Annotated in this window: 14 protein-coding genes; 6 read left to right on the top strand and 8 right to left on the bottom strand. The window is 71.3% G+C overall.

From position 1 onward, the window contains the following. Positions 1 to 135: 135 nt before the first annotated feature. From ACFP2T_RS41020 to ACFP2T_RS41010, 3 genes are all read right to left on the bottom strand, one after another. Positions 136 to 3,528 carry a S8 family peptidase gene (locus ACFP2T_RS41020; protein WP_377432135.1) on the bottom strand — a complete coding sequence of 1,131 codons (3,393 nt, stop codon included), beginning with the start codon at positions 3,526 to 3,528 and terminating at the stop codon, positions 136 to 138. Between the two features lie 122 nt (positions 3,529 to 3,650). Beyond that, complete coding sequence (gene kynU / locus ACFP2T_RS41015; RefSeq protein ID WP_377432133.1) at positions 3,651 to 4,946, bottom strand: kynureninase; 1,296 nt, start codon at positions 4,944 to 4,946, stop codon at positions 3,651 to 3,653. 72 nt (positions 4,947 to 5,018) lie between these two features. After that, the gene (locus ACFP2T_RS41010) at positions 5,019 to 5,912 is read right to left on the bottom strand and encodes a tryptophan 2,3-dioxygenase (protein ID WP_377432409.1); all 894 of its coding nucleotides are present in this window, start codon (positions 5,910 to 5,912) and stop codon (positions 5,019 to 5,021) included. 189 nt (positions 5,913 to 6,101) lie between these two features. Here ACFP2T_RS41010 and ACFP2T_RS41005 point away from each other — a divergent pair, with 189 nt between their 5' ends. The 3 genes from ACFP2T_RS41005 (at position 6,102) to ACFP2T_RS40995 (ending at position 8,095) form a co-directional block, all read left to right on the top strand. Beyond that, positions 6,102 to 6,554, top strand: coding sequence for an Lrp/AsnC family transcriptional regulator (locus ACFP2T_RS41005; RefSeq protein WP_377432131.1), 453 nt, complete (start codon positions 6,102 to 6,104; stop codon positions 6,552 to 6,554). Positions 6,555 to 6,730: 176 nt separating this feature from the next. Then, positions 6,731 to 7,252, top strand: a complete 522-nt coding sequence (locus ACFP2T_RS41000; protein WP_377432130.1) for a hypothetical protein — start codon at positions 6,731 to 6,733, stop codon at positions 7,250 to 7,252. Between the two features lie 12 nt (positions 7,253 to 7,264). Further along, entirely contained in the window at positions 7,265 to 8,095 is an 831-nt protein-coding gene (locus ACFP2T_RS40995; RefSeq protein WP_377432129.1) for a class F sortase, read from the top strand. 14 nt (positions 8,096 to 8,109) lie between these two features. Here ACFP2T_RS40995 and ACFP2T_RS40990 read toward each other — a convergent pair whose 3' ends face one another. Further along, on the bottom strand, positions 8,110 to 8,643 hold the full coding sequence (locus ACFP2T_RS40990) for an HNH endonuclease (protein WP_377432127.1): 534 nt from the start codon (positions 8,641 to 8,643) through the stop codon (positions 8,110 to 8,112). A 382-nt stretch (positions 8,644 to 9,025) separates the two neighbouring features. Between ACFP2T_RS40990 and ACFP2T_RS40985 the strand changes: the two genes are divergently transcribed. The 3 genes from ACFP2T_RS40985 to ACFP2T_RS40975 all read left to right on the top strand — a co-directional run bounded on the left by ACFP2T_RS40985 (position 9,026) and on the right by ACFP2T_RS40975 (position 12,289). After that, a complete protein-coding gene (locus tag ACFP2T_RS40985; RefSeq protein ID WP_377432408.1) occupies positions 9,026 to 10,054 on the top strand; it encodes a mechanosensitive ion channel family protein in 1,029 nt (342 codons plus the stop codon). Positions 10,055 to 10,344: 290 nt separating this feature from the next. After that, on the top strand, positions 10,345 to 11,754 hold the full coding sequence (locus tag ACFP2T_RS40980; protein ID WP_377432406.1) for an MFS transporter: 1,410 nt from the start codon (positions 10,345 to 10,347) through the stop codon (positions 11,752 to 11,754). Between the two features lie 103 nt (positions 11,755 to 11,857). After that, positions 11,858 to 12,289 (top strand): globin, encoded by a 432-nt coding sequence (locus tag ACFP2T_RS40975; RefSeq protein ID WP_377432125.1) that lies wholly within the window; start codon positions 11,858 to 11,860, stop codon positions 12,287 to 12,289. Between the two features lie 33 nt (positions 12,290 to 12,322). Here ACFP2T_RS40975 and ACFP2T_RS40970 read toward each other — a convergent pair whose 3' ends face one another. The 4 genes from ACFP2T_RS40970 to ettA all read right to left on the bottom strand — a co-directional run bounded on the left by ACFP2T_RS40970 (position 12,323) and on the right by ettA (position 15,994). Further along, positions 12,323 to 12,907, bottom strand: a complete 585-nt coding sequence (locus ACFP2T_RS40970; protein WP_192764871.1) for a type III secretion system chaperone family protein — start codon at positions 12,905 to 12,907, stop codon at positions 12,323 to 12,325. A 131-nt stretch (positions 12,908 to 13,038) separates the two neighbouring features. Further along, a complete protein-coding gene (locus tag ACFP2T_RS40965) occupies positions 13,039 to 13,806 on the bottom strand; it encodes a DUF8185 domain-containing protein (protein WP_377432123.1) in 768 nt (255 codons plus the stop codon). A gap of 21 nt (positions 13,807 to 13,827) precedes the next feature. Further along, positions 13,828 to 14,325, bottom strand: coding sequence for an acyl-CoA thioesterase (locus ACFP2T_RS40960; protein ID WP_377432121.1), 498 nt, complete (start codon positions 14,323 to 14,325; stop codon positions 13,828 to 13,830). Further along, positions 14,318 to 15,994, bottom strand: a complete 1,677-nt coding sequence (ettA, locus tag ACFP2T_RS40955; RefSeq protein ID WP_377432120.1) for an energy-dependent translational throttle protein EttA — start codon at positions 15,992 to 15,994, stop codon at positions 14,318 to 14,320. The genes ACFP2T_RS40960 and ettA overlap by 8 nt, the downstream gene beginning before the upstream one ends. Between the last annotated feature and the right edge of the window lie 192 nt (positions 15,995 to 16,186).

Raw genomic sequence — 16,186 nt, 5'->3', positions numbered from 1 at the left:
CGATCCGCTCCGCCGACGCCCGGTCCGGGCGCGGCAAGGCCGGTGTCGGGCCTCGCCGCGCCCGCCGGGACGCGACCAGCGTCGGCGCGCCCGGTGGGGCCGGCTCCCACGGCACCGGCCCCACCGGGCGCCGCGCTACGGCGTGATCGCGTACGCCCGGATCACGGTCTGCCGGACCGTGTTGCCGGCCCGGTCCGTGGCAGCCGCCCGCAGCGAGACGAAACCCGCCCGGTTCGGATGCTGGAGCAGCACCACTCCGGTGCCACCGACCGCCAGGACGTGGGCCTTACGCCAGGTCACACCGTCGTCGTACGACACGTCGACGGTCAGCGACCGGGTGCCGCCGCCCACCGAGCCCGGTTGGCGGTGCACCGACACCGGAACGCTGAACAGCCGGCCGGCCGGCGCCCTGTTCTCCTGGTCGAGCACCGGACTGAACCGCACCGTGGACAGTGGCAGGCGTACCGGTGTCTCACCCGTCGCCGGTCCGGACCGGAAGGTCCAGGTCGCGTCCACCCGGGTGGAGAGCGAGAACGGGGCACCACGGGCGGCGGTCGCCTCGATCCGGTAGTCCGCCGCCGCCGACGGCACCTCGAACGCCGCGTCGAGGACATCGGACTCGCCGACCTTGACGCCGTTCCGGTACATCGTCATCCGTTCGGCCTCGGTGACCGACCGCCCCGGTCGACCGGCGCCGTCGCCGAACATCGGCACCGACGCGACGATCTCGTCACCGGTCCGGGTGATCCACGCCCCCGGCCAGCTCGGGTCGTCGAGGCTCGGCCCGAAGACCCCGCCGTTCCACTGCCGCCGGGTCACCGTCCCGGCCCGGTACGCCGTCTGCCCGCCCCCGCTGAAGGCGAGCGACTCCGTCATGCCCTGATCGTCGACCTTGGATTCGTTGACGTGCTGTACCCACCGCACGCCGCCCTCGGTGTTGAAGTACTCGGTCCGTTCGAAGGGTGTGGCGAAGATCAGCCACGACGGTGTCGGCAGGTCGAAGACTCCCGGCAGGACCGCGAACTCCCATCCCATGACGACGACGTCGGGCCCGGACGCGTGTCTGGCGTAGCGCGCCTTGACGGTGGCCAGCTCGGCCGGCCGCACCACCCGGGTGAAGCCGTCGAACATCCCGCCCTTGCGGAACCAGGCCAGGTGGTAGACGAACGGGCTGTTGTCCGTGGAGCCGTCCGCGCCCACCTTCGCCCACTGGCCGGCGAGCCTGCCGGCCATGCCCTCCACCGGCCCGGAGTTGCCCAACTGTCCGACGTACAGGCGGTCGAATCCGTCGAAGGTGGTTGTCTCGAAGCCGGCCTGGAAGTCGCCCCGGATGAACTCCACGGCCATCGACGCGTGGCCGGCGGTCGCGTCGGCCCGGGGCACGGTGACCGACACCGGCTTGGCCAGCCGGGCGTCCAGGGTCAGGCTGACCGGCCCGGTCACCTCCAACCCGGGCCGGGTCAGGAGGCTCGTCCCGCGGTCGTCCGGGTTCTCGGGATCCGCCGGTTCCTCCCAGATCTGGTTCACCAGGTGGTACCGACCCCTGGGCACCCGGATCGTGACGGTGCCGTCCGGGTCGTACCCCTGGTGGACGACGCCCGCCTCCAGCCCGACGAGTGAGGTCGCGTACACGGCGGTCACCTCGCCGGTCCGATCGAGATGGGTCACGGTGACGTCGTAGCTCTCCACCTCGCGTTCCAACGCGAACGGGGTCCGGATCAGCGCTCCACCGGCGGCGCTGCCAACCAGCCGGCCGGTGTAGTAACCGTCCGCACCCTCGACCCGGGTGTCGGCGGCGACGCTCACCTGGGCGGTACCGGCGGCCGGCACGGTCACCGTCGACGCGCCCAGGGTGAACATCCCGGCCGGGGCGGGGCGGCCGTCCGGTCCGGTCGACTCCACCGTGAGGGCCAGCGTCACCGGGGCGGCACCACCGTTGGTGTAGGTGACCGTTGCCGTCTGCGGTACGTCGTCGTCGTGCGGCCACAACGGCCGGCCGAAGCTGAGACTCGGCGGGTCGGTACGGATCGTCTGGTTGATCGCCCGAGCCACGTCCACCCGACCCGCACCCTGCGCGTACGCCCCGAGCTCCGGATGCGGTACGGCGGAGGCCATCAGGGTCGACTTGAGGGTGCCGGCGCTCCACTGCGGATGCCGTTGCGCCAGGATCGCCGCCGCGCCGGCCACGTGCGGCGTCGACATGGACGTGCCGGAACTCGTCGCGTACGGCTCCCCGGGGCGGCCCATGGAGCCGTCCGGGCTGTTCGCCGCGACGATGTCCACCCCCGGTGCGGTGATGTCCGGCTTGATCGCGCCGTCGCCGCTGCGCGGCCCACGGCTGGAGAAGTCGGCGAGTTCGTCGGAGCGGTCCACCGCCCCCACCGTGAGCGCCTCGTCTGCGCTGCCGGGTGAGCCGACCGTGGCGTCGCGACCGCTGTTGCCGGCGGAGATCACGAAGAGCGTGCCGAACCGGCCGGTGAGCGTCCGCACCGCCTGCTCCATCGGATCCAGCCCCGGGCTGTCCTCGGTGCCCAGGCTCAGGTTGACCACCGTGGCACCCTGCTCGGCGGCCCACTGCATGCCGGCGATGACCCAGGAGTCGGGACAGCCGTACTCCATGCACACCTTGCCGTCCAGCAGCCGGGCGCCGGGTGCCACGCCCCGGTACCTCCCGGCGGAGGCGGCGCCGGTGCCGGCGATGGTGGAGGCGACGTGCGTACCGTGGCCCACCCGGTCCCGGTCGTCCTCCACGCCGCCCGTGAAGTTGGCCCGGCCGACCACCTGGCCCGCCACGTCCGGGTGGCTGGCGTCGATGCCGGTGTCCAGCACCGCGACCGTGATTCCGGTGCCGTCGAAACCGGCCTGCCAGGCGGTCGGCGCGCCGATCTGCGGCACGCTGTGCTCCAGCGTCGGCTTACGCAGTCCGTCGAGCCAGACCTTCGTTCCGGTGCTCCGCGCGGCCGCTCCGGTGGCGCCGTCGACGATGTTCCGCCACAACTCGGGCAACCGCTGCCGGTCGGCGCTGACCGCGACGCCGTCCGCAGCCGGCAGTTCGCGGACCACCCGGGCGCCCTCCGCCAACGCCCGGCTGCGGGCCGTACCGCCGGACCCGCTCGCGGAGATGATCAGCGGAAGGTCGGTCCGCCGGTCGTCGTAGCCGAATTCGAGCAGGGTGGTCACGTCGAAGAGCCGGGCGTCCAGCCGCCCCGCCCGGACCAGGGCCGCCGCGTCCGACGGCAGCACGGTCAGCCGGCCGTCCGCGCGACCGACCTGCACCGGTATCCCGGACCGCCCCAGCGCGGGCTGGATCAGGGCCAGCTCGCCCCGGCGGACGGTGACCCGGTCTCCGGTGATCAGGGTCACCGAACCGTCCGGTCCGACGGTCCCGGGGGTGGCCGCCCCGGGTCTGGCCGCCGGATCGGGGCCGGGTACTGGCGCTCCACTCGCCGGCCCGGCCCCGGGGATCGTCGAAACCACGAGGGCGGCGGTCAGCAGACCGCCGCCCCATCGGACAGATCTTGTCGACATAGGTCCTCCCGCGCCGGCTCGTGTGATTCCGGAACCGTTAGGTAGACCATCGACAAGGTTGAAAGGTTACGTCGGATGTCGTACCGGTCGATCCATCCTGGGTGCGAGGGCGTCCGAACCGGTCACGACCGGGGCTGACCTGTCTCGTCGACGAGCCGGGCCAGCGCCTCGGCCGCCCGCCAGCAGTCGTGGTACGTAGAGTAGAGCGGCACCGGGGCCAGCCGGATCACGTCCGGTTCGCGGTCGTCGACCAGCACCCCGTACTCGGTGGAGAGCCGTTTGGTCAGCGCGGCGGCGCCGCCCCGGCCGATCCGTACCGAGAGCTGGCAGCCGCGCCGGGCCGGGTCACGCGGGGTGATCACGGCGAGCGGCCGGGTCGGGGTGATCTGGTCCAGGAGTTGTTCCAGGTAGCCGGTCAGTCGTTCGCTCCGGGCCCGGAGGGCGGCCATCCCGACCTCTTCGAAGATCCCCAGGGCGGAGCGCATCGGCGCCATGGCCAGTACGGGCGGATTGGAGATCAGCCAGGCGTCCGCCGTCGCCGGTGGCCGCGACACCGGGGCCATCTCGAAGCGGGTCGCCTCGTCCGTGCCCCACCATCCCTCGAACCGGTTGACCGCCGGATCGCCGAGATGCCGCTGGTGGACGAAGATCCCGGCCAGCGCCCCGGGCCCGGAGTTGAGGTACTTGTACGTGCACCAGGCGGCGAAGTCGACGTTCCAGTCGTGCAGCGCCAGCGGCACGTTCCCGACCGCGTGCGCGAGGTCCCAGCCGACCAGGGCGCCCGCCCGGTGGCCCGCCTCGGTGATCGCGGGAATGTCCAGCACCTCGCCGGTCAGGTAGTTGACCCCGCCGAGCAGGACCAGTGCCACCCGGTCCCCCTCCCGGTCGAGATACGCGACCATGTCCTCGGTCCGCAGGGTCTCCTCGCCGGGGCGGGGACACAGCCGCACCACGGCCTCGTCCGGATCCAGCCCGTGGTGCCGGGCCTGACTGCGGACCGCGTAACTGTCCGACGGGAAGGCGGCGTCCTCGATGAGGATCCGGTTCCGGGCGCCCGCCGGCCGGTAGAACGACACCATCAGCAGGTGCAGGTTGACGGTCAGCGAGTTCATCACCACGGTCTCGGCCGGCAGCGCGCCGACCAGCGACGCACTCGGGCCGGTGAACGAGTGGTAGGACGGCACCCAGGGCCGGTCGCCGGAGAAGTGGCCGGACACGCCCCGGGTGGCCCAGGCGTCCAGCTCGGCCAGCAGATCGGACCGGGCGGCCCGGGGTTGCAGGCCGAGGGAGTTCCCGACCAGGTAGGCCGCCTCCAGGTACCGGCCACCCTCGGCCGGCGGTACGTGGAACAGGTGCCGGTGGCCGGGATCGGCTTCGTCGCGGCGCCGGGCGGTCGCCTCCGCATCCAAGGGGGTCATGCTGTCTTCTCGCTCCTTCGTGGATCACCCGCGTCACCACGGGACCCGGCCGTACGGCACGGCCGGGCTCCGCTACATCTGGGTCCGGGCGGCCCACAGCTCCGGGAAGACCTCCCGGGCCATGCTCCGGCGCAGCCATGCCGCGCCGGCCGATCCTCCGGTGCCCACCTTCGCGCCCATGGTCCGGCGTACGGCCTTGAGGTGCTGGTGCCGCCAGTCGTCGAACTGCTCGACGATCTCGCCCAGCGTCTCACCCAGGATCCGGAGGTGGTTGTCGGGCCCGGCGTCGGCGTAGACCTCGACCCAGGCGGCGGTGACCTCGGCGCTCGGCTCGGCCTCGACCGAGAAGTCCCGGTCCAGCAACCCCGCCGGTACGTCGAAGCCCCGCCGCGCCAGCACGGCGATCACCTCGTCCCAGAGGCTCGGCGCCCGCAGCGTCTCGACCAGGTCGGCGTACACCTGGGGTTGCCGGTGGAACGGCCGGGCCAGGGAGGCGGACTTGAGCCCGAGCAGGAACTCCAGGTTCCGGTACATCGCGGACTGGAACCCGGAACCCTCGCCGAGCAGGTTACGAAACCGGTTGAAGTCGGCCGGGGTCATCCAGCGCAGCCCGCGCCAGGCGGCGTTCAGCCCCTCCAGGTGCAGGGCGGCGCGGCGCAACGGGGCGAGGGCGGCCCAGACGTCGTCGTCGCGCAGCCGCTCCCGGGCCTGGCGCAACTCGAAGCAGGTCAGCCCGAAGTAGAGCTCCATGATCTGGCTGACCATCAGGAAGGACATCTCGCCGGGGTCCCGGCTCAGCGTCTGCTGGAGGCTGTGCAGGGTACTGGCGTGCACGTACGCCTCGTACGGGGTCCGCTCGGCGAGTTCCAGGGTGGGCTCGCCGCCGTTGGCCGCCGCCCGGGCCGCGCGCTGCTGGGCGTTCACCGGCCGTACGCGGGGCCGCTCGGGCAGCCGCTGCCGTTGAATGCTCTCCACCAGTTGCCTCCGTTCCGTAACCCGATACCGTCATGATCTCGCTGTTCGACCGGTCGACGGAATGCCGGAACGACGGCACTTGGCCGGTAGGTTCCGTGGTTGTGCGGTTGATCGCCGAGATGACTTAACGTTTGAAAGGTCCTTTCGGCGCTCGCAATGAATTACGGAGAGTCAGCAACTATGGATGACATGGACTGGGCGCTGTTGCGGGAACTCCAGGCCGACGCCCGGCTCTCGTTCAGCGAGCTGTCCCGACGGGTCCACCTCTCCCCGCCGGCCGTCGCCGAGCGGGTACGACGGCTGGAGGAATCCGGCGTCGTGACCGGTTACCACGCGCACGTGGACCTGGCCCGGGCCGGGCGGGCCGTGGTGGCGATGATCCGGATGTCCTGTTACGGGTCCCGGTGCATCCTCCGCGACCCCGAGGTGCCCGGATGGCCGGAAATCCTCCAGATCCATCGGATCACCGGGGACGCCTGCAGCATGCTCAAGGTGGCAACCGGGTCGATCGAGGCGTTCGAGCAGGTCATCGACAGACTCGCCCCGTACGGGCAGCCGTCGAGCACGATGGTGCTGTCCAGCCCGCTCGCCTGGCAGCCGGTCGTCCCGATCGCACCGGTACCGGCCGACTGACGAGCGCCCGCACCCGGCCGAGCGAGGCGTCCGGCCCCTGGTCGGGGCGGGTACCGGCCATCCCCGGTTGGCCCTGCCGGGCGCCGGGCGCGTGTGTGCTCCGAGTCGATGGGAACACCGATCCCGACGACGGTCGTGCACACGACCGGCCGGGAGAACCGGCGGGAGGGAAAGTCATGCTCACTGCGAAGATTGTCGGCCGCACGATCGCCGCCGGCATCACCGTCGCCGCCCTGGCCCCGGGGCCGGTGTTCGGGACCGTGTCGGCCGTACGGGCCGGGCCGAACACGTTCATCGAGGTCACCCCGAACACCGCACAGGGAGGCACCCGGGTCAACCTCCGGGCGAGCTGCGAGAACGGCAACAACCAGCAGGCGACCGTGCAGTCCGAGGCCTTCGGCAGGGTCATGCTCCGCCCCGACAACGGCTTTCTCACCGGTTCGGTGACGATTCCGGGCAACAAGGCACCCGGACCGTACGCCGTCAACCTGAGCTGCCAGAACGGCAACACCGCCACCACCACGCTCACCGTGGTGAACATGAGTCAGGGCAGCCAGGGACCGGCCACCGGTGGCGGCGGTACGGCGGGCGGACCGGGCGGTGCGCTGATCCTCGCCGGCGGTATCGGTGTGATCGCGCTCGGCCTCGGAGTCGGGCTGGCCGGGCGGAACCGGCGGCGCACCGAGCCGGGTAGCTGATCCGGACCGACAATGTTCCGCGCTCCCACGGCCGACGGCACGTGGCGGGGCCGGGCGGACCGGTGGCGCGGCCGGGCACATCGGTGGCGACGCCGCACGGCCCGGCTCGTCCGCCAGGCCACCGCGGCGAGCATCACCAGCCCGGACCCGACCGACGGCACTCCGCCCGGAACGCTGGGAACGGTGCCGCCGAAGCCGACCCGCCGGACGGTACGGCGGGGCCGGCGGACCCGGCGGCCAGGCCCGGTGGCCGTGATCACGTTGCTGCTCGGCCTGTTCATAACCCTCTTCGGGGTGCAGAACCTGACCGGCATCACCGTGCTGCCGACCGGGCTGACCTTCGGCGCACCGGCGCCGCCCCGGAAGTTCCCGGTCCTGGACTCGAGTCCTCCGGTGGGGATCGGCATCCGGGCGCTCGGCCTGACCGCGCCGGTGCATCCGGTGGGAGTGGCCGGGGACGGCACGATCGAGGTACCGGCGTCGGACCGGCGCGACGAGGCCGGCTGGTACAGCCAGAGTCCCACCCCCGGCCAGTACGGGCCGGCGGTGATCGTCGGTCACGTCGACACCCGCACCGGGCCAGCCGTCTTCCACGACCTCGCCGGGCTCCGGCCCGGCTCGAAGATCGAGGTCAACCGGGAGGACCGGTCGGTGGCGGTCTTCGAGGTCAACTCCGTCAAGCGGTTCAACAAGTCGCAGTTGCCGGTCGAGCGGGTCTACGGCGACTTCAGCCGGCCGTCGCTGCGGCTCATCACCTGCGGCGGGCGCTGGGTGGGCGGCTCCACCGGGTACGCCGACAACGTCGTCGTCTTCGCGTCCCTGGTCTCCGCCCGCCAGTCCTGACGGGCCGTGGCGGGTCAGGCCGCTTCGGTCTCCCGCAGGTCCAGCCAGTCCGCCCAGCGCGGGTCCGGTGCCCGGTGCCCGAGCACCCGCCAGGCGATCCCCTTCGGCGCCGCGGGCAGCGCGTGCAGCCGCCAGCCCAACTCCGCCGGAGTCTTGTCGCCCTTGGTGTGGTTGCACTTGGCGCAGGCCGCCACGACGTTCTCCCAGGCGTGCCGGCCGCCCCGGCTGCGCGGGAAGACGTGGTCGATGGTCTCGGCCGGGCCACGGCAGTAGACGCACCGCCAGTTGTCCCGAGCGAAGATGGCCCGCCGCGACAACCCGACGTGGGTCCGGTACGGTACCCGGACAAAACGGGTCAACCGCACAACCGACGGTACGGGGAGGGCGTTGCGGGCACTGTGCAGGATCCCTTCCCCGTCGGCCACGCAGACGGCCTTCGCCGACAGGACCAGGATCGCGGCTCGACGCACTGAAACGACACACAGCGGCTCATAGGTGGCATTGAGCACCAACGCTCCGGAGCCCACCGTGGGTCGTATGTCAGGCATCGCGTTCACCTCTCGGTCGTGTCTCGTCCGCTCCCTGTCGCCCGCCGGTGCCGACCCCGCTCCCGGTGGCCACAGTCGGCCCAGCACGCACCGACAGACCGCCACGACCGCGGCCGACGCCGGCAGATCACCGGCGTCCGTGCGCCAATAGTCCCCGATAGGTGCCGCGATTGCACGTACTAATCGGGGGTCCCGCAGAAAGCTTTCACGTCCCATGGCAAGATGACCGGTTCCGTCCCTCCGCCCAGCCGGGCCGGAGCGCCGGGCGAGGCCACGGCGGCGTCGGCCACGAGCCGGCGGGGCGGCCGACGACGACCGTGGGTCGTGCGGTACGAAGACAAGCGTGAACCCCGCGAACCTGTTGAGCGCCGTCGTCTTCGGGATGCCCTCGTCGCCCTCGCCGACGACCCCGGACCCCCAGCCGAGCTGCCTGGACAACCCGCTCTGCAAGCAGGTCTACCAGGTGACCGACTCCGTGTGGTTCGCCGAGGGCAGCAACTATCTGCTGATCAAGCCGGCGACCATCGCGCTGATCCTGCTGCTGGCGATCCTGCTCCGGTACCTGCTGAACCGGACCATCAACCGGCTGGTGCGCAGCACCTCGGAGAGCAGGATCCCGGCCGTGCTCCGGCCGCTGCGGGAACGGATCCCCACCGCCGCGCCCGACCCGCAGGCGGTCGTACCCGAACGGCGTCGCCAGCGGGCCGAGGCGATCGGCTCGGTGCTGCGCAGCCTGACCACGGCGGTCGTCTTCGCCATCGCCACCCTCCAGATCCTCAGCGAACTCAGTCTCGACCTGGCCCCTCTGCTGGCCAGCGCGGGTATCGCCGGCCTGGCCCTCGGCTTCGGCGCCCAGACCCTGGTCAAGGACCTCATCGCCGGTCTCTTCATGCTGTTGGAGGACCAGTACGGCGTCGGCGACACGGTGGACCTCGGCGAGGCCACCGGCGTGGTGGAGGCGGTGGGGCTGCGGATCACCACCGTCCGGGACGCCCGTGGGGTGGTCTGGTACATCCGCAACGGCGAGATCATCCGGGTCGGCAACAAGAGTCAGGGCTGGGCCATGGTCGTCGTGGACATGCCGATCGGCTTCGCCCGTACCGAGGAGGCCACGGCGGTGCTGCGGACCGCGGCGGCCTCGGTGGCGGTCGATCCGGAACTGGCCCCGGAGCTGGTGGAGCCGCCCGAGGTGGTCGGGGTCGAACAGATCACCGTGGACGGGTCGGTCATCCGCACCATCGCCAAGACCACGACCGAGGGACAGTTCGCGGTCTCCCGGGAGCTGCGTCGCCGGCTCGCCGAGGCGCTGGAGAACTCCGGCATCACCGCCGGTATCGCGGCGACCCGGATGTTCCCCCGACCGGCGACACCGCCGGTCGAGGGCGAGACCGGCCAGGGTGGAGCGACCTGACCGACCGACGGGCGGGCGTGGCGCGACCTGATCTGTCAGACGGGCGGAGCGCGGGCCGGACGGCCGCCTCCGCCGTGCCGGACGGCCCTCGACGGGCACCGCGTGGCAGGGGTCGCGTACCGCGCGGGCGGTCGGGTATCGTCCGTTCGACCAGTCGGAGATGCGACGATCTATCCGTTCGCCCTAGCCAGTTGTCATACGATCGGGCAGAATCCAGAACAAGCTCCCTCCCGGAGCGTAATTAAGACCTCGCTGATCCGAACGTCTAACGTTCCCGGCAGCCCCATCACATTTGGTCAGCGGTCGAGAACGATGGAGGCCCATCGGTGTCCGAAGAGACACACGCGCCCGAAAGGCCGGCAACCTTTCGGGAGGTGTTCGCCGAGCGTGAGTATCGGGCGATCTTCGCGGCTACCGTACTGACCTGGACCGGTGACTATCTCGCCAAGGCCGCCGTCACGCTTCTGGTCTACCAGCAGAGCCAGTCGGTCGCGCTCTCGGCCGCCGCGTTCGCGACCAGTTACCTGCCCTGGCTGATCGGCGGGCCACTACTCGCCACGCTGGCCGACCGGTATCCGTACCGGACGGTCATGGTCATCTGCGACATCATCCGGGTCCCGTTGTACGCGGTCATCGCGATCGAGGGCCTGAGCGCCGAGGTGATCCTCGTGCTGCTCTTCGCCGCCACCCTGGTGAGTCCGCCGAGCCAGGCTGCCCGGTCCGCGATGCTGCCGCTCATCCTCACCGGCGACCGACTCGTCGTCGCGCTCGGACTGCACGCCAGCACCGGCCAGGCGGCGCAGGTCGTCGGCTACCTCGTCGGCGCCGGCATCGCGCTGTACAGCCCGGCCCTCGCGCTGCTGATCAACGCCGCCGCCTTCGCGCTCTCCGCATTGATCATCTGGTTCGGTGTCCGGCACCGGTCCGCCGCGGTGGCCGACGGCGGCCGACGTCATCTGCTGCGGGAGACCGCCGCCGGCTTCCAACTGGTGTTCGGCACCCCGGTGCTGCGGGCAATCGCGATCATGGTCTTCTGCGCGATGCTGTTCGCCATCGTTCCCGAGGGGCTGGCCGCCGCCTGGGCCACCACCTTCGCCGGCGAGGGTGCCGACCGGAACGCCACACAGGCTCTGATCATGATTGCCGCGCCGGCCGGCTTCATCCTCGGCGGCCTGGTGGTCGGCCGGGGGGTCCGGCCGGACCGGCGCCGGGCCCTGGTCCGGGTGTTCGCGGTCCTCGCCCCGCTGGCGCTGGTACCCACCCTGTTGAATCCGCCGCCGCCACTGGTGGCGCTGCTGGCCGCGGTCGCCGGCTTCTCGGTCGCCGGCCTGCTGCCGGTGACCAACGGCCTGTTCGTGCAGGCACTGCCGCACGGCTACCGCGCCCGGGCGTTCGGGGTGATGAACACCGGCGTCCAGGTGATGCAGGGCGGCGCGGTCCTGGTCACCGGGGTACTGGCCGAACGGTTCGCGATCCCCCGGGTGGTGGGCCTCTGGAGCGTCGCCGGAGTGCTGCTGATGCTGCTCCTGGCCATCCGCTGGCCGCGTTCCGAACGGTTCGACGCGGCGATCGCCCAGGCCGGGGCACGGGCCGCCACCCCACCCCAGGTCGCGCCCAACCGGGCCGGTGGCCGCACCGGAGCCGGTTCGCCGCCCGGCCCCAGGCCCCCGTCATCCGAGGCCGGAATCGGCGCCGTCTGACCCCGGCCCGGCCCCGGTGAGCCGGGCCGGGCTGTGAGCCAGACCGCACCGGTACGCGGCTCCGGCAGCGGTCGATCACCGTGTCGGATGGCAGGATGGAGCGGTGAATCCCGCAGGTGAGCGAGAGCAGGCCCGCCCGTCGCCAACCTTCTTCGAGGAGATCGGCGGCGAGCCGACCTTCCGGAGGTTGGTGGACGAGTTCTACGCGGGCGTGGCCGCCGATCCGGTGCTCCGGCCGATGTACCCGGAAGCCGATCTCGGTCCGGCCGCCGACCGGCTCACGCTGTTCCTGATCCAGTACTGGGGCGGCCCCAACACCTACTCGGCGCAGCGCGGCCACCCCCGGCTCCGGATGCGGCACGCGCCGTTCCGGGTCGGGCCGGCCGAGCGCGACGCCTGGCTGCACCACATGCGTCGGGCCGTGGACAGCCTGGATCTGCCGGAGGAGTCGGCCACGACCCTGTGGCAGTACCTGGAACGGGCCGCGTATTTCATGGTCAACACCATGGACGAGACGCCGGGCCCGAACCACTGACGGTCGGCGGACGGACCCTACGTCCGGTGCGGGCTAGAGCAGGGCGCCCTCGTCGTGCAGCCAGTCGACGAACGTCGTGGCGACCGCCGCACCGCAGTCCAGCATCTCGACCAGCAACGCGTCGTGGGCGCCGGCACTGAGCGGCACCTGCAACTCGGCGTAGATGGGCAACTGCCCGCGCTCGGTGGGATCACCCACGTACGCCTTGCAGAACCGGCGGGTGTGGTTCCACTCGTTGACCACCCGGTACGCCCGGTCGGCCCAGTCCGGCGGCACCGTCGAGTGTGGACGGGCCCGCATGACGAGGATCTCGTCGTCGGGGCCTTCCAGGGCGAACAGCACGGCATGCCGTTCCCACATCGCCAGCAGGCTGCCGTCGCCGTCGGCGAGGTAGCGCACATCGAGCAGATCGAGGGCGTCGCCGACCCGGCGTAGCGTCACCGGCGCGATGACCGGAGGAACCTCTCTTATCGTTGCCCGGTCTCCCGGCCGGGAGTCGTGTTCCGGCTCCCGGGGCGCCGGCGGTCCGACCCGGACCGCGCCGTCCGTCTGGATCCTGCTTCGAGTTTCCGGCTCACCGCCACCGGCGTGGCCGGGGCGCCATGACCACCACGGCATCGCTTGCGCACCTCGCTCCCCAGCGGATCCACTCGCCTACGTTGCGTTGGATCCGAGGCCCGACGGTACCCGTACAGCCGGCTTGAAGCACCCCCCCAACGACAGCCCCAGGACAGATGGACCATGCCTCATCAGCCGTTCGGGTGATCACGAACCGGTGTTATTGCAAACTGACTAACTTTCTGTAACCACGCTGCTCCGAAAGGTGCGGCAAGTCCGACCCATCGACCCGCGATCCGCACCTGTACGGCGTCCCACTCGGTCGAGCCGGGGGAACCGAGAAAGCCCATCCGAACGATGGCCTGGACGAGTCGTTGAGAGATCTCGATCCGGCCGCCCCCGGCCGACGGACCGGGTACGCCCGCACCGGGCGACGCCGCCGGAGTCACCACCACCGCGACGTGGTCGAGCAGGGCGTCCCGCAGCGCCCGCTGACCGACCGCCCGACCGCCGACACCCTCGGCGGCGGCGCTCCGGAGGGTGCCCGCCGCCGCGACGGCGATCCGGCGCAGTTCGTCGCCCGCGATGGTCTCGACCACCGTGCCCGCCGTGCCCGGCACCGGCCACCGCCAGTCGGCATCGCGGCGGGGCGGCAGCGCGGTGCCGCCCCGGGCGAGTTCGCCGAGCAGTTCGGCGGCCGACACGGTCGCGTCGCCCGGACCGTTCCCGGCGACCACCCGGCTCACCAGCACGGACCAGGGCAACCGGGCCCAGAGCGCGGTTCGGGCGGTTCCACCGGCCGCTCCGGGGGTGGCTCCGGAACGCAGCCGGACCACCGATGCCGGATCGAGTCGGGTCAGGCGAGCCAGGAAGGCTCCCGCGTCCGCCGCACCGGACAACCCGTGCCCGTCGCCGGAAGCCACCGTCGCACCGCCCTCAGGCCGCTCCGCACCGGACATCGGTCCACTCCCTACGGTCGCTCATCGCCGCGCTGGCTCGCCCTTCGTGCCGGCCGGCGGGGCGAGGTACGGCCGGAGGAACTCGTGCTCCTGGTCCGTCAGCCGACGCGGGCGCTGCCGCTCCAGGTCGAACGGCACGAGCACCGAGCGGGCCCGGCTCGCCAGCACGTCGGCGTCGAAGAGCTCGTAGGCGATGGTGAACCGGGACTGGCGCAGGTCCTCGACCCACATCTCGATCCGTACCGTCGGCGCACGCTCCGCCGTCGCCCGGCCCAGGGCGTACTCGACCGGACGCAGGTAGTCGATCTCGTGCCGGTAGATCACCACACCGTCGGCGAACGAGCCGACGCCCCAGGCCCGCCCACCGGCAAACATCAGCGCCACCCGGGCCTCCTCGTACAGGGTGAGGAAGCGGGCGTTGTTGATGTGCCCGTACGCGTCCAGGTCGGACCAGCGCAGTACGCAGTCGTAGACGTACCGGGTGGCCTGGGGCTGGTCCGCCTCGACCGGACTAGTCACGGGTGAGCTTGCGGTACGTGACCCGGTGTGGCCGGGCCGCGTCCGCACCGAGCCGGTCGACCTTGTTCTTCTCGTACGCCTCGAAGTTGCCCTCGAACCAGAACCACTTCGACGGGTTCTCGTCGTCGCCCTCCCAGGCCAGGATGTGCGTCGCCACCCGGTCCAGGAACATCCGGTCGTGCGAGATGACCACGGCGCAGCCGGGGAACTCCAGCAGCGCGTTCTCCAGCGAGGAGAGGGTCTCGACGTCCAGGTCGTTGGTCGGCTCGTCGAGCAGGATGACGTTGCCGCCGATCTTGAGGGTCAGCGCCAGGTTCAGCCGGTTGCGCTCGCCACCGGAGAGCACCTTGGTCGGCTTCTGCTGGTCCGGGCCCTTGAACCCGAACGCGGCCACGTACGCCCGGGACGGCATCTCGACCTTGCCGACCATCAGGTGGTCCAGCCCGTCCGAGACCAGCTCCCAGACCGTCTTGTCGCCGTGCAGACCCTCCCGGTTCTGGTCGACGTAGGAGAGCTTGACCGTCTCGCCGACCCGGACCGAGCCGTCGGTCGGCTGCTCCAGCCCGACGATGGTCTTGAACAGGGTGGTCTTGCCGACGCCGTTCGGGCCGATGATGCCGACGATGCCGTTGCGGGGCAGCGAGAAGCTGAGGTTGTCGATCAGCACCCGGTCGCCGAACCCCTTGCGCAGCGACTGCGCCTCGATCACCACGTTGCCCAGGCGCGGGCCCGGCGGGATCTGGATCTCCTCGAAGTCGAGCTTGCGGGTCTTCTCGGCCTCGGTGGCCATCTCCTCGTAGCGGTCGAGCCGGGCCTTGGACTTGGTCTGCCGGGCCTTGGCGTTGGACCGGACCCACTCCAGTTCCTCGGTCAGCCGCTTCTTCATCTTCGCGTCCCGGCGGCCCTCGACGGCCAGCCGGGCGGCCTTCTTCTCCAGGTAGGTGGAGTAGTTGCCCTCGTAGCCGACGGCCCGGCCGCGGTCCAGTTCGAGGATCCAGCCCGCGACGTTGTCCAGGAAGTACCGGTCGTGGGTGATGGCCATGACGGTGCCGGCGTACTTGGCGAGGTGCTGCTCCAGCCACTGCACGCTCTCCGCGTCCAGGTGGTTGGTCGGCTCGTCCAGCAGCAGCAGGTCGGGTGCCTCCAGCAGCAGCTTGCAGAGCGCGACCCGGCGACGCTCACCACCGGAGAGCTGGGTGACGTCGGCGTCCGGCGGGGGGCAGCGCAGCGCGTCCATCGCCAGTTCGAGCTTGGAGTCGATGTCCCAGGCGTCCTCGTGGTCCAACTCCTCCTGGAGCTGGCCCATCTCGGTCATCAGTTCGTCGGAGTAGTCGGTGGCCATCTGCTCGGCGATCTTGTTGAACCGCTCCAGCTTGGCCTTCGTCTCCGCCACCGCCTCCTCGATGTTCCCGAGCACGGTCTTGGCATCGTTGAGCGGCGGCTCCTGGGCGAGGAGTCCGACGGTGTAGCCGGGCATCAGCCGGGCGTCGCCGTTGCTCGGCCGGTCCAGACCGGCCATGATCTTGAGAAGGCTGGACTTACCGGCGCCGTTCGGCCCGACCACACCGATCTTGGCCCCCGGCAGGAAGCTCAGCGTCACGTTGTCCAGCACGACCTTGTCGCCGTGCGCCTTGCGCGCCTTCTCCAGGACGTAGATGTACTGGGCCACGGTGCGGCCTACCTCCCACGGATAATGTTTCCCGAATGCCGTGACGCGTTTACGACCGATCACGACGTCGGGCTTCCTTTGGACCTCGGAGTCGGTTTCGTACCGGCTCCGAGGTTGGGCGAAACGCCGTCGTCAATCCTGACAGGTCCGCCACGCTGCGCCCACATCACCCTCCGCCGGGCCCGCAAGTGT

The sequence above is a fragment of the Plantactinospora solaniradicis genome (genome assembly GCF_042658085.1).
Taxonomy (GTDB): domain Bacteria; phylum Actinomycetota; class Actinomycetes; order Mycobacteriales; family Micromonosporaceae; genus Plantactinospora; species Plantactinospora solaniradicis.
Note: the sequence above shows the minus strand (reverse complement) of the source record. Positions and strands in the feature narration are given on the sequence as shown.

Excerpts from the sequence above, each read along its gene's own strand:
- ACFP2T_RS41020 (WP_377432135.1), bottom strand. The coding sequence starts at position 3,528 with ATGTCGACAAGATCTGTCCGATGGGGCGGCGGTCTGCTGACCGCCGCC.
- kynU (WP_377432133.1), bottom strand. The coding sequence starts at position 4,946 with ATGACCCCCTTGGATGCGGAGGCGACCGCCCGGCGCCGCGACGAAGCC.
- ACFP2T_RS40970 (WP_192764871.1), bottom strand. The coding sequence starts at position 12,907 with ATGCCGTGGTGGTCATGGCGCCCCGGCCACGCCGGTGGCGGTGAGCCG.
- ACFP2T_RS41000 (WP_377432130.1), top strand. The coding sequence starts at position 6,731 with ATGCTCACTGCGAAGATTGTCGGCCGCACGATCGCCGCCGGCATCACC.
- ACFP2T_RS40990 (WP_377432127.1), bottom strand. The coding sequence starts at position 8,643 with ATGCCTGACATACGACCCACGGTGGGCTCCGGAGCGTTGGTGCTCAAT.
- ACFP2T_RS40965 (WP_377432123.1), bottom strand. The coding sequence starts at position 13,806 with ATGTCCGGTGCGGAGCGGCCTGAGGGCGGTGCGACGGTGGCTTCCGGC.
- ACFP2T_RS40985 (WP_377432408.1), top strand. The coding sequence starts at position 9,026 with ATGCCCTCGTCGCCCTCGCCGACGACCCCGGACCCCCAGCCGAGCTGC.
- ACFP2T_RS40995 (WP_377432129.1), top strand. The coding sequence starts at position 7,265 with ATGTTCCGCGCTCCCACGGCCGACGGCACGTGGCGGGGCCGGGCGGAC.
- ACFP2T_RS41005 (WP_377432131.1), top strand. The coding sequence starts at position 6,102 with ATGGATGACATGGACTGGGCGCTGTTGCGGGAACTCCAGGCCGACGCC.